This window comes from Burkholderia cenocepacia, assembly GCF_014211915.1.
GTDB classification, from domain to species: Bacteria; Pseudomonadota; Gammaproteobacteria; order Burkholderiales; family Burkholderiaceae; genus Burkholderia; species Burkholderia orbicola.
In genome coordinates this window covers 434,297-446,985 of sequence record NZ_CP060040.1, presented here as the reverse complement: position 1 = coordinate 446,985, position 12,689 = coordinate 434,297, and the positions used below count along the sequence as shown (strand labels likewise).

The 12,689-nt window shown below is 69.3% G+C and carries 12 protein-coding genes; 10 read left to right on the top strand and 2 right to left on the bottom strand.

Going from position 1 to position 12,689, the window contains the following annotated elements; genetic code table 11:
* Positions 1-65: 65 nt before the first annotated feature.
* A complete protein-coding gene (locus tag SY91_RS18545) occupies positions 66-1,052 on the top strand; it encodes an ABC transporter substrate-binding protein (protein ID WP_023475064.1) in 987 nt (328 codons plus the stop codon).
* Between the two features lie 28 nt (positions 1,053-1,080).
* Here SY91_RS18545 and SY91_RS18540 read toward each other — a convergent pair whose 3' ends face one another.
* Positions 1,081-1,455: a phage protein NinX family protein gene (locus tag SY91_RS18540; RefSeq protein WP_043886689.1), complete on the bottom strand. Its 375-nt coding sequence runs from the start codon at positions 1,453-1,455 to the stop codon at positions 1,081-1,083.
* Positions 1,456-1,761: 306 nt separating this feature from the next.
* Between SY91_RS18540 and SY91_RS18535 the strand changes: the two genes are divergently transcribed.
* From SY91_RS18535 to SY91_RS18500, 8 genes are all read left to right on the top strand, one after another.
* Positions 1,762-2,856 (top strand): glycosyltransferase family 2 protein, encoded by a 1,095-nt coding sequence (locus tag SY91_RS18535; protein ID WP_077179708.1) that lies wholly within the window; start codon positions 1,762-1,764, stop codon positions 2,854-2,856.
* A gap of 6 nt (positions 2,857-2,862) precedes the next feature.
* Positions 2,863-4,110 (top strand): glycosyltransferase family 87 protein, encoded by a 1,248-nt coding sequence (locus SY91_RS18530; RefSeq protein ID WP_185921295.1) that lies wholly within the window; start codon positions 2,863-2,865, stop codon positions 4,108-4,110.
* 103 nt (positions 4,111-4,213) lie between these two features.
* Positions 4,214-5,281: an ABC transporter substrate-binding protein gene (locus SY91_RS18525; RefSeq protein ID WP_012338436.1), complete on the top strand. Its 1,068-nt coding sequence runs from the start codon at positions 4,214-4,216 to the stop codon at positions 5,279-5,281.
* A gap of 21 nt (positions 5,282-5,302) precedes the next feature.
* Complete coding sequence (locus tag SY91_RS18520) at positions 5,303-6,145, top strand: ABC transporter permease (RefSeq protein WP_034174852.1); 843 nt, start codon at positions 5,303-5,305, stop codon at positions 6,143-6,145.
* A 35-nt stretch (positions 6,146-6,180) separates the two neighbouring features.
* Positions 6,181-6,996: an ABC transporter permease gene (locus tag SY91_RS18515; protein ID WP_185921294.1), complete on the top strand. Its 816-nt coding sequence runs from the start codon at positions 6,181-6,183 to the stop codon at positions 6,994-6,996.
* A 41-nt stretch (positions 6,997-7,037) separates the two neighbouring features.
* Positions 7,038-7,883, top strand: coding sequence for an ABC transporter ATP-binding protein (locus tag SY91_RS18510; protein WP_006479272.1), 846 nt, complete (start codon positions 7,038-7,040; stop codon positions 7,881-7,883).
* A gap of 148 nt (positions 7,884-8,031) precedes the next feature.
* A complete protein-coding gene (locus tag SY91_RS18505; protein ID WP_006479273.1) occupies positions 8,032-8,985 on the top strand; it encodes a TauD/TfdA dioxygenase family protein in 954 nt (317 codons plus the stop codon).
* A 157-nt stretch (positions 8,986-9,142) separates the two neighbouring features.
* Positions 9,143-10,090 carry a TauD/TfdA dioxygenase family protein gene (locus tag SY91_RS18500; RefSeq protein ID WP_185921293.1) on the top strand — a complete coding sequence of 316 codons (948 nt, stop codon included), beginning with the start codon at positions 9,143-9,145 and terminating at the stop codon, positions 10,088-10,090.
* Between the two features lie 45 nt (positions 10,091-10,135).
* Here SY91_RS18500 and SY91_RS18495 read toward each other — a convergent pair whose 3' ends face one another.
* Positions 10,136-11,797: an ABC transporter substrate-binding protein gene (locus SY91_RS18495; protein WP_124478246.1), complete on the bottom strand. Its 1,662-nt coding sequence runs from the start codon at positions 11,795-11,797 to the stop codon at positions 10,136-10,138.
* A 367-nt stretch (positions 11,798-12,164) separates the two neighbouring features.
* On the opposite strand from SY91_RS18495, the gene SY91_RS18490 reads away from it, so the two are divergent.
* Positions 12,165-12,572 (top strand): DUF427 domain-containing protein, encoded by a 408-nt coding sequence (locus SY91_RS18490; protein WP_011548045.1) that lies wholly within the window; start codon positions 12,165-12,167, stop codon positions 12,570-12,572.
* Positions 12,573-12,689: the final 117 nt, after the last annotated feature.

Genomic DNA, 12,689 nt, shown 5'->3' with positions numbered 1-12,689 from the left:
AAACCGATTCCGTAATCTGCCCGGCAGCCGCGCGGCCCGCGCGGATCACCGAGGACACGCCGCCGATGACCCACTCTTCCGCCCCCGCGCGCCGCCGCGCGCTGCAGCGCCTTGCCGCGCTCGCCGCCGCGCCGCTCGCCGGCGGCCTCGCACTGCCCGCCCGCGCGGCCGGCACCGACCTGTCGGGCGTCACGCTCGTCCTCGGCGACCAGGCCGGCGGCCTGCGGGCGCTGGCCGAAGCGGCACGCGTGCTCGACGGCGCGCCGTACCGGTTCCGCTGGGCCAACTTCCAGGGCGCCGCGCCGCTGTTCGAAGCGCAGCGCGCGGGCGCGATCGATCTCGCACCGGCCGGCGACCTGCCCGTGCTGACGGCCGCACTCGGCGATCCGTCGTTGCGGATCGTCGCGACGCGCGTCGGCTCGCCGGCGTCGCTCGGCATCGTCGTGCAGCCGGACTCGCCGGTCCGCACGGTGGCCGACCTGAAAGGACAAACCGTCGTCGTGTCGTCGGCGCGCGGCAGCATCTCGCAGTATCAGTTGTACGGCGCGCTGCGCGAACACGGGCTCGCACCGCGCGACGTCGACGTGCGCTTCGTGCTGCCGGTCGACGCGTTCGCCGCATTCGAGGCGAAGCGGATCGGCATCTGGGCCACCTTCGATCCGTACTACGGGCATGCGGTGCGACGCGGCGCGCGCATCGTCCGCGACGGCAGCGGCATCAATTCGGGGCTTGCGTTCCTGACGTCGCCGGTCGAAACGCTCGACGATCGCGGCAAGCGCGCGGCGCTCGCGGACGTGCTCGCGCGGCTCGCCCGCGCCGGTCAATGGGCACTCGCGCACCCGTCCGACTACGCGAGCGTCTATGCGTCGCTCACGCGCCTGCCGCCCGACGCGGCCACCGACATCGCGCGCCGGGCCGCGCTCGCGCAGCGCAGCCTCAGCGGCGCCGACATCGACGTGCTGCAGCGTGTCGCCGATCGCGCGGCCGCGGATGCGATCCTGCCGCGCCGCGTCGACGTCGCGTCGATCGCCATCCGGGACGTGTCGGCCTGAGCGGGGCCAGGCGGGGCGCGGGGCGCGTTCAGCGCGGCCGCGTCATATCGAGATCCGGCACGTCGTCGCCAAAGGTCGACGCGACGAGCGTGCGCATCGCGGCGACCAGCAACGTCGGCCCCGCGTGGTTGAACGTGCAGCGCTCGCCCGCGGCCGGTACGGCGCGGTGCAGCACCGCACGCCAGGCGCCCCGCCCGCCCTCGCGCTCGAACGCGGCGAACGGCAGCCGCTCGACGATCGGGCCGCCGTCCGCCCAGGACGACGACGGCGCGAACGGCGTCGGCACGCCGCCCGCCGCGCGAATCGACGTGCATCCGGACGCGTCGGCACGCGGCGCCTCGTGGCCTTCCGCGATCGCGACCCAGTAATCCAGCCGCGCGCCTGTCAGATCCTGGACTTGCATGACCGTCTCCGTCATCGTCATTACCGACGACATGCTAACAACCGTTGCGGATGCACGCGTAACCGGCGCCGCAGCGCTCCCCGGCGAGCCGCTGCATCGCGGAAACCCGCCCCCGAACAAACCCGGGCGCGCTGTCACCTGTGTGTCATTCGTGCGTAGAATGATCTGACGGCTCGCCGCCCGGCTCGCGGCAGGCAGCCGCGGCCATTACAAACACAACATGCGCGCCGATCCGGACCCGTTTTCGCACACCCGGCGACGACAGGACCAGACGATGCGGCGCAGACCGGATCTCACGGGGGACGTATGTCCAGGCACACCCTGAAGCCGTTGGTATCGCTCGTCGTGCCGTTTCACGACGAAGCAGAAGCGATCGATGCGTTCTTCGCGACCACCGTTCCGATACTGGAAGCGATCGGCACCGCTCGCTTCGAAATCGTTTGCGTGAACGACGGCAGCCGCGACGGCACGCTCGACAAGCTGATCGACATTGCGGTCGCCGATTCGCGCGTGCGCATCGTCGATCTCACGCGGCGCTTCGGCAAGGAAGCCGCGCTCACGGCCGGCATCGACGAAGCGGCCGGCGCGGCCGTGATCCTGATCGACGCCGACCTGCAGGACCCGCCGGCCCTGATCCCCGCGATGCTCGAACGCTGGCACGCGGGCGCCGAAGTCGTCGCCGCGAAGCGCACCGACCGCCGGTGCGATCCGCTGATGCAGCGCGTGGCCGCCGCGCTCTACTACCGCGTGCACAACCAGCTCTCCGAGGTCGAGATGCCGGAGAACGTCGGCGATTTCCGGCTGATGGATCGCCAGGTCGTCGATGCGTTGCGGGCACTGCCCGAACGGCGCCGTTTCATGAAAGGCCTGTTCGCATGGGTCGGCTACCGCACCGAGATCATCGAATACACGCGCGCGGCGCGCAGCGGCGGCCGCTCGAAATTCTCCGGATGGCGGCGCTGGAACTTCGCGCTCGAGGGCATCACGAGCTTCAGCACGGTGCCGTTGCGCGTGTGGACCTACATCGGCCTCGCGTTCGCCGCGCTGTCGTTCGTCTACGGCGCGTACATCGTGATGCGCACGCTGCTGTTCGGCAACCCGGTGCACGGCTACGCGTCGCTGATCTCCGTCATGCTGTTCGTCGGCGGCATCCAGTTGATCGGCATCGGCGTGATCGGCGAATACCTCGGCCGCATCTATCACGAATCGAAGCAGCGCCCGGTCTACCTCGTGCGGCGCCGCTACCGGGCCGATGCGCAGGCCGGCCAGCAGCCCGCGCGGCACGCGCCAGCGGACGGCTCGAAACTGCTGCAGTTTCCGGTCCGGCGCATCGCGACGGCCCGGCGCCGGCAGACGGTCGTGGCGGGCGCGCAGGCGTCGCGCAATCTGTCGGTCAAGTAGCACCGCATGGATATTTCCGGCTCGTCGATACGGCGCGACGAACGCACCATCCGCCCCTGGCTCACGCCCGGACGCATCGCGCTTTACAGCGCGGTCATGCTGGTGATCGGTGCGCTGCTGGGCGCGATACTGCTCTGGGTCGGCTTTCACTCGACCGACCCCGGCACGTTTCGCCCCGGCTCGGGGTACATGGTGTTCTGGTCCGCGTCCCATCTGATGCTCCACGGCTCGCCGTGGCTGGCCTACGACATCCCCGCGTTCTCGCGCGAACTCGCCACGCTGTTCCCGTTGGCCGGCCGCCATGCGTTCCTGCCGTGGCTGTACCCGCCGTCGTATCTGCTCGCGGTGACACCGCTCGCGCTGCTGCCCTACGCGATCAGCTATCCGGTGTTCGTCGTACTCGGCATCGTGCTGCTCGGCCTCGCGGTGTGGCGCGTGTCGGGGTTCGGCGCGGTGCCCGGCGCGACGCGCATCGGCTGGCTCGCGCTGCTCGCCTGCCCGGGCGTGTTCGTCACTGCGATGTACGGACAGAACGCGACGCTGACCGCGGCGTGCGCGGCGCTCGCGGTGTATTTCGTCGACCGGCGGCCGCTGCTGGCCGGCCTCTGTATCGGACTCCTGTCGGTCAAGCCGCAACTGGCCCTGCTGTTCCCGTTCGTGCTGATTGCCGCGCGTGCGTGGCGCGCGTTCGCGTGGGCCGCGGCATGGGCGACCGCGATCACCGCACTGGGAATCGCGGCGGGCGGCATGGAACCGCTGCGCCTGTTCCTGCAAAACGCCGGCGCGCTGCGTTCGCTGATCATCGAGCATGGCGTGCCGTTCTGGTTCGCGTCGCCGACGCCGTTCGCGGCGTTTCGGCTTGCCGGCCTGTCGCCCGCCCTCGCGTACGCCGGCCAGGCCGTCATCGCGGCGATCGCGCTCGCGGCAGCGTGTTTCGTCTGGCGCCGCAGCCGGGACGCACGGTTGCGCGGTGCGGTACTGGTCGTCGCGACGCTGGCCGCCAATCCGTATGTCTGGCACTACGAACTGTCGTGGCTGTGCATCCCGATCGCTTGCATGATCGCCATCGGCGCACAGTACGGCTGGCGGCGCGGCGAGCAGTGCGTCGTCGCCGTCATGTGGGCGCTGCCGATGTACGAGTTTCTGAATCCGTGGCTGACGCTGCCGCAGATCGGGCCTGCCGTCACGGCGACCGCACTGCTCGTGCTCCTGCGGCGCGCCCGCGCCCTCCCGCGATCCCCCGCGCGGCGATAAGCATAGTTCAAATCGTTGCTTGTCCGGCCCCGGGGCGTCATCGAGAATGACCCGACGGGCTGCGGCCCGGCCTCGTTCTCCCACGTTCCGGATCCATCGATTCATGCTCCCACTGCGCCTGCTGCGATCGCTGCTGATCGCGTCCCTTTTTGCGTTGCCGGCCGCCGCCGCGCACGCCGACAAGCCCGCCACCATCCGCATCGGCGTCGCCCAGCAAGGCGCCGGCGATCCCCCGACGTTCGGCGGATCGAGCGCCGCCACCGTGCAGTTGCAGCAGCTCGTCGAAAAGGAATTCGCCGCCGACGGCATCAAGGTGGAATGGCTGTTCTTCAAGGGTGCGGGCCCGGCCGTCAACGAGGCGATCGCCAACAAGGCGCTCGACTTCGCGTACCAGGGCGACCTGCCCGCCGTGCTCGCGCGCTCGAACGGGATCAAGACCCGCCTGCTGCTCGCCGCGAGCGTGCGCTCGGGCATCAAGATCGCGGTGCCGCCCGACTCGACAATCCGCTCGATCAAGGACCTGAAGGACCGCCGCGTGTCGATCTTCCGCGGCACCAACCTGCAGCTCGTCGCCGACAACGCGCTCGCGAAGAACGGCCTCGGCGAACGCGACCTGCGCGTGATCAACCTCGACGCCGCCAGTTCGCTCGCCGCGCTCGCATCGAAAGGCATCGACGCGTCGGTGGGCGATTACGCGCTCTACAAGCTGCGCGACGCGGGCCTCGCGAAGATCATCTACGAATCGCAGAACGACGGCCCGCAACTGACGCGCCAGACCCACCTGCTCGTGCTCGACGATTTCGACCGCGCGCACCCGGACATCGTGCAGCGCGTCGTCACCGCGTTCGTGAAGGGCGCGCAATGGTCGTCCGACGAGGCGAACCGCGATGCGCTGTTCAAGCTGTGGGCGAAAAGCGGCGTGCCGTATTCGTCGTGGCAGGCCGACTATGCGAACCAGCGCCTGAAGGAACGCCTGTCCCCGCTGATCGATCCGTTCGTCGTCGCTCGCTACAAGGCGGTCGCCCAGGATGCGCTGAACCTCAAGCTGATCCGCCAGCCGGTCGACGTCGACGGCTGGTTCGAGCCGAAGTATCTCGACAACGCATTGCGCACGTTGAAGCTCGAAAACTACTGGCCGCGTTACGACGCCGCCGGCAAGCCCCTCACCTGATACCTGACCGGACCCGCCCCGATGAGCGACACCGCGTTTTCCGTCCCGTCGTCCGACTCGCACGCGCTCGCCGTGCCGCCGCGCCGCTCGGCCGCGCTGAAACGGCTCGCGTGGCAGCTCGCGCCGTGGGTGCTGCCCGCGCTGCTGTTCGCGCTGTGGAGCGTCGGCAGCGCGCGCGGCTGGATCGCACCGCAAATCCTGCCGCCGCCGGAACGCGTGGTCGACACGCTGGCCGAGCTCGCGTCGAGCGGCGATCTCGTGCGCCACACGCTGATCAGCCTGCAGCGCGTGCTCGTCGGCTTCGCGGCCGGCACGCTGCTCGGGGTGTCGATCGGCGTCGCGCTCGGGCTGTCGCGCACGCTGGAAGCCTACGTGCTGCCGAGTTTCAATGCGCTCGTGCAGATTCCGGTGCTCGGCTGGCTGCCGTTCCTGCTGCTGCTCGTCGGCGTCGGCGAGCCGCTCAAGTACCTGCTGATCGCGCATGCGGCGCTCGTCCCGGTCACGCTGAGCACGTTGCAGGGGTTCCGCCAGACGCCGCCCGCCCTCGACGAAGTCGCGCGCGGATTCGGCTACACGCGCCGGCAACGCATCGTCCACGTCGTGCTGCCGGCCGCGATCCCGACGCTCGCAACCGGCGTGCGGCTCGCGTTCACGAAGTCGTGGCTCGCGCTCGTCGTGGTCGAACTCGTCGCGTCGTCCGAAGGGCTCGGCTACCTGATCGTGTACGGGCGGCAACTGTTCCAGCTCGATCTCGTGATGGCGGCCGTGGTCGTGGTCGGCGCGGTCGGCCTGCTGATCAACCGGGCGCTCGACGCACTCGAAGCGCGCTTGCGCCGCGGTGTGCCGTCCGCGTTTCGCGGCTGAACCGGGCCGCCCGCCCCATCGAAGGAGAGTCGCCCGTGCCGCACGCCGCCACGCCGTCAACGTCACCGCCCGCCACGCCCGCCCGCCGCCTGCATGCACCCGACTGGCGCGGCTTCGTACTGCCGCTCGCCGCACTTGCGTGCTGGTGGGCCCTCGCTTCCGCCCATCTCGTGAAAAGCGGGCTGTTCGTCAGCCCCGCCGACGTGCTGCACACCGCGTGGGCGCAGGCCACGAGCGGCGCGCTCGGCCGTGCGTTGTCGGCATCGCTCGCGCGCGAAGCGTGCGGGTTCGCGATCGGCGCGACGGGCGGGCTGTTGCTCGGCGCCGTGCTCGGGCTGTCGCGCGTCGCCACGCGGATGGTCGGCCCGAGCTTCGACACGTTCAAGCAGATCTCGCTGTTCGCGTGGATTCCGCTGATTTCCGTGTGGTTCGGGCTCGGCGACGTCGCGAAGGTCGTGTTCCTGTCGCTCGCCGCGCTGCTGCCGGTCGCCGCCCATACCTGCGACGGCATTCACGCGGTGCCGCGCACGTACGTCGACGTCGCCCGCGCGCTGCGCTACTCGCGGCTTCAGCTGATCCGCTACGTGATCCTGCCGGCCGCGCTGCCGTCGATCTTCACCGGCCTGTATCTCGGCCTGATCTATTCGTGGCTCGCGACGCTCGGCGCGGAATACCTGCTCGTCGCCGGCAGCGGGATCGGCAACATGCTGATCGACGGCAGCGAGCAGTTCCGGATGGATCTCGTGCTGTTCGGGATCATCGTCGTCGGCGTGACCGGCTGGGCACTGAACGCGACCGCGCGGGCGATCGAGCGCAAGGTGCTGGCCCGGCGCGGCGACCTCGCGCGCTGAGGCGCCCGTTCCTTCCGTATCGCTCCCTTCTCCTGACCGCCATGACGACTCTCGCCTCCGATTCGCTCGACATCCTCCATGTAAGCAAGCACTACGCGCAACGCGGCGCGGCGCTCGCCGTGCTCGACGACGTGTCGCTGCACGTGCGCGCCGGCGAATTCGTCACGATCGTCGGCGCCAGCGGCTGCGGCAAGTCGACGCTGCTGCGGCTCGTCGCCGGGCTCGACACCGATTACACCGGCGAAATCCACGCCGGCGGCGAGCGCGTGCGCGACACGTCGCTGCAGCGCGGCATCGTGTTCCAGGATCACCGGCTGTTCCCGTGGCTGACCGTCGAACAGAACATCGGCGCCGCGCTGCGCAACGCGCCGCTGGACGCCGCCGCGAAACGGCGCGCGATCGCGGAGCACATCGCGCTCGTCGGGCTCAACGGCTTCGAGCACGCGTTTCCGAACCAGTTGTCGGGCGGGATGGCGCAGCGCGTCGCGATCGCGCGCGGACTCGTGAACCGGCCGCGCGTGCTGCTGCTCGACGAACCGTTCGGCGCGCTCGACGCGCAAACCCGCGCGAAGATGCAGAACGAACTGCTGCGCATCTGGGAACAGGAGCGCATCACGATGATCCTGGTCACGCACGACGTCGACGAAGCCGTCTATCTCGGCGACCGCGTCGTCACGATGGCGCCGCGTCCGGGCCGCATCGCGCGCATCGTCGACGTCGCGCTGCCGCGCCCGCGCCGGCGCGATTCGCCGGCATTCGCGCGCTTGCGCGACACCGTGCTCGCCGATTTCGACGACAGCGAGCCGCCGGGCGACGACGGTTCAGGCGGCAAGCACCTCGACGCGGCGCGCCCGCACCGGATCGGCGAATGGCGGCTCGCCTGGTAGGCGCATGACGTATCGAATCGTTCAGCATCACGACACATATCGTTCATCGCAGCGCGCACGCTAAGGTTGTGACGATTCATCGGTTCCGGTTCCGCGCGGCTCCTGCTTGAATGGAGACTCGACCGACCCGACTCCCAGGAGACTCCCGATGTCCGATGTCCAGCACGCCGCTCACTCGCCCTCGCCTGCTTCGCACGCCGCGCCGCGCACGGCCACCGTCCCGCTTCAGCTTCGTCAGGTCGCCGGCCGGATCGGCGCCGAAATTTCCGGCGTGCGGCTGTCGGCCACGCTCGACGACGCGACGTTCGATGCGGTCCACGCCGCGCTGCTGCGCCACAAGGTGTTGTTCTTCCGCGGCCAGCACCATCTCGACGACACCGCGCAGGAAGCCTTCGCCCGCCGCTTCGGCGACACGGTCGCGCACCCGACCGTGCCGTCCGTCGACGGCAGCGCTGCCCTGCTCGAACTCGATTCCGCGCACGGCGCACGCGCCAATTCGTGGCACACCGACGTGACCTTCGTCGACGCGTACCCGAAGATCTCGATCCTGCGCGCGGTCGTGATCCCGCCGTTCGGCGGCGATACCGTGTGGGCCAACACGGCCGCCGCGTACGCGAATCTGCCCGACCCGCTGCGCGCGCTCGCCGACACGCTGTGGGCGCTGCATACGAACGCGTACGACTATGCGTCGACGCACGTGCACGCCGACGATACGCAACTGAAGCGCTACCGCGAAGTATTCACGTCGACCGTCTACGAAACCGAGCATCCGGTCGTGCGCGTGCATCCGGAAACCGGCGAACGCACGCTCGTGCTCGGGCACTTCGTGCAGAAGATCAAGGGGCTGTCGTCGCAGGATTCCGCGCACCTGCTGCAGGTGCTGCACGAACACGTGACGCGCCTCGAGAACACCGTGCGCTGGAACTGGCAGGAAGGCGACGTCGCGATCTGGGACAACCGCGCGACCCAGCACTACGCGATCAACGACTACGGCGATGCGCGCCGCGTCGTGCGCCGCGCGACCGTTCACGGCGACGTGCCGGTCGGCATCGACGGCCGCCAGAGCGTCCTGCTCAAGGGGCCGGGCGCCACGCTGCAATAACGTCGACGTACCCACGTCACGCGGCGGCGCTCTTTTCCGCGCGCCGTCGCGCGCCTCTCTGGAGGACACCCGCCATGAACCTCGCACCACCGGATCGACGCGTGCACGCGCCACGATGTCGCCCGTCTCCCTCGTTCACTTCCGCCAGGAGCGTCGCATGAGCGCCCTACTCGAACCCGCCGCCCAGCCGGTCGACGTGATCCCGCTGTCCGCCCACATCGGTGCGGAAATCCGCGGCGTCGACCTCACGCAACCGTTGACCACGCCGCAGATCGCGGCGATCCGCGCCGCGCTGCTGAAATGGCGCGTGATCTTCTTCCGCGAACAATTCCTCACGCACGAGCAGCATGTCGCGTTCTCCGCGCAGTTCGGCGAGCCGACGGTCGGCCACCCGGTGTTCGGGCACGTCGACGGCCATCCGGCCGTCTATTCGATCTCGAAGCATCGCAAGGCGACGCGCTTCGAAGGCGAACCGGTACGCCGGCCCTGGACCGGCTGGCACACCGACGTGACGGCCGCCGTGAACCCGCCGTGGGCCTCGATCCTGCGTGGCGTGACGATCCCGCCGTACGGCGGCGACACGCACTGGACCAACCTCGTACGCGCGTACGAAACGCTGTCCGCGCCGCTGCGCGGCTTCGTCGATACCCTGCGCGGCATCCATCGCTTCACGCCGCCGCCCGGCGCGCGCGCGACCGGCGCATTCGACGACGCCGTCGAGCGCCGCCCGCTCGTGACCGAGCATCCGCTCGTGCGCGTGCATCCGGAGACCGGCGAACGCGCGCTGTACGTGAGCCCGAGCTTCCTGAAATCGATCGTCGGGCTGACGCCGCGCGAGAGCCAGGCATTGCTCGAACTGCTGTGGGAGCACGTGACGCGGCCGGAATTCACGATCCGCTTCAAGTGGGAACCGCGCAGCATCGCGTTCTGGGACAACCGCGCGACCGCGCATCTCGCGCCCGTCGACATCTTCGATCTCGACTTCGATCGCCAGCTGTATCGCACGACGCTCATCGGCGACGTGCCGGTCGGCCCCGACGGCCGCCCGTCGGTCGCGCTCGAAGGCACGCCGGTCGAGGCCGCGGCCGCCGTCGCACTCAACTGATGCGGCAAACGCCGGCGCGCACGCGGCGCGCCGGCCCCACTTCGATCAATCGAGCCACACGCCGTCGAACCGGTGCCCGCCGAGCGGCGAGAACGTCAGCCCGTGCACGCGCCTGGAGATCGGCAACGACACGATCGACGTCGCGATCGGCGTGAACGGCACCTGATCCTTGAATACCACCTGCGCCTGCTCGTACAGCGCCGTGCGCTTCGCGACGTCCCCGTTCGACCGCGCGGCGGTCACGAGTTGCTCGAAGTCCTTGTTGCACCACTTCGCGAGGTTGCTGCCATGCACCGCCTCGCAGCCGAGCAGCGTGCCGAGCCAGTTGTCGGGGTCGCCGTTGTCGCCCGACCAGCCGTACAGGATCGCGTCGTGCTGGCCGTCGTGCTTCGCGCGGCGGTTGTACTCGCCCCATTCGTAGCTGACGATCTTCGCGCGCACGCCGATCTTCGCCCAGTCCTGCTGGATCAGTTGCGCCATCAGTTGCGCGTTCGGGTTGTACGGGCGCTGCACGGGCATCGCCCATAGCGTGAGGTCGAATCCGTTCGGGAAGCCGGCTTGCGCGAGCAGGGCCTTCGCGGCGGCCGGATCGCGCGGCGCGTCCTTCAGGCGCGGGTTGTACGACCATTGCGCGGGCGGCATCGGGTTCGTCGCGATCGTCGCGTCGCCGTTGAACACGGTCTTGATGATCGCCGTCTTGTCGATCGCGATGTCGAGCGCGCGCCGCACGTCGACGCGATCGAGCGGCGGATGCTGGGTGTTGTACGCGACGAAGCCGACGTTGAAGCCCGTCCCCGAGAACAGCGTCAGCTTCGGATCGCGCCGCACCGTCTCGAGATCCGCCGGCCGCGGAAACGCCGATACCTGGCACTCGCCGGCCACGAGCTTCTGCAGCCGCGCGGCCGGATCGGGCGTGATCGCGAACACGAGGCGCGAGAGCTTCACGTCGTCCGGGTTCCAGTAGTCGGGATTCGCGTCGTAGCGGATCAGCGCATCCTTCTGGTACGTACGCAACACGAACGGCCCCGTGCCGACCGGAAACTGGTTGATGTCCGACTCGCGATGGCGCGTGGCGAGCTGCCCCGCATATTCGGCCGACAGCACCGACGCGAACGCCATCGCGAGATTGCGCACGAACACGACGTCGGGCGACTTCAGCACGAAGCGCACCGTATAGTCGTCGACCTTCTCGATGCGTTCGATGTTGTGGTCGAAGCCGAGATCGCTGAAATACGGGAAGCTGACCGGATAGGCCTTGCGGAACGGATCGTCCGGGTCGAGCATCCGGCGGAACGTGAACACGACGTCGTCGGCCTGGAACGGCCGCGTCGGCTTGAACCATGCGGTCGTCTGGAATTTCACGCCGCGCCGCAGGTGGAACGTGATCGTGCGCTGGTCGGGCGACACGTCCCAGCTCGTCGCGAGCGCCGGTTCGAGGTCGAGCGTGCCGCGCTTGAACTGCACGAGCCCGTTGTAGACCGGGTACGTGCTCGCATCGAAATCGGTGCTCGTCGTGTGCTGGCCGGGATCGAAGCCGGCCGGGCTGCCTTCGGTGCAGTACACGAGCGTCTTGCCCGTGGGCGCCGCGAGCGCGTGCGTCGCGGCGCCGGCCAGCAGCAACGACGCGGCGATGCAGCGAAGCGCGGCGCCGGCGGGCGATACGCCGCGCGACCGGCGCGCGGCTGACGAAACGAAAGGATTCTTCATGGTGACGGAGGAAAGAAAGAGGTGCCATGCGAATGACGACCGTCGATCTTCGCGCGCCGCCCGCCGATCGCTTACCAATTAATTCCGCGTTGCTTATCGTCATGGCTGCATCCCGCTGCCGCTGCATGAGAATGTCCATGCGAGCGCCGCGGACAGGCTCGCGCACCCCGCCGCGACGCCCGCCCCCCGTCATGAGACCGCGCCATTCGCGCACGGCCGCGGGCGCCCTTCCGTCCCCCTGCAGGCTCCGTGAAATGGGTGCATCGTATCGGTTGGCCCACGCCGGCACCGGCGCGCGGGAATCCGCCTGGCGCGCAGGTGCCGGCACGGCGCGTCCGAGCGCGCCGCTCTTTCTGGAGGACCACGAATGTCGATCAACCCCGATACGCCCTCTCGTCCCGTGAAGTCGCCGGGCCCCGATCATCCGATCCTGATCGAACCGCATTCGTCGCGGGTGGTCGTGAAGGTCGCCGGCAAGGTCGTCGCCGATACGCGCCACGCGCTGGTGCTGCGCGAGGCCAGCTACCCGGCCGTGCTGTACATTCCGCGCGAGGACGCCGACATGTCGCTGCTCGAACGCACCGATCACGCGACCTACTGCCCGTACAAGGGCGATTGCGCGTACTACTCGATTCCGGCCGGCGGCGAACGCTCGACCAACGCGGTATGGACATACGAGCATCCGAATCCGGCCGTCGAATCGATTCGCGGGCACCTCGCGTTCTATCCGGACCGCGTCGATTCGATCGAGGAAAGCCTGCTCGTCACCGCGTGAGCGCGGGGCGCCCTGCCGCGTCGCCATTCACGTATCGTCCGGCCGCTGATTTGCATATGCGGATTCATTGGTTGGCCGTCGTCCCGCCGGCCCGTATCGTCTCGACTCCGGCGCGGG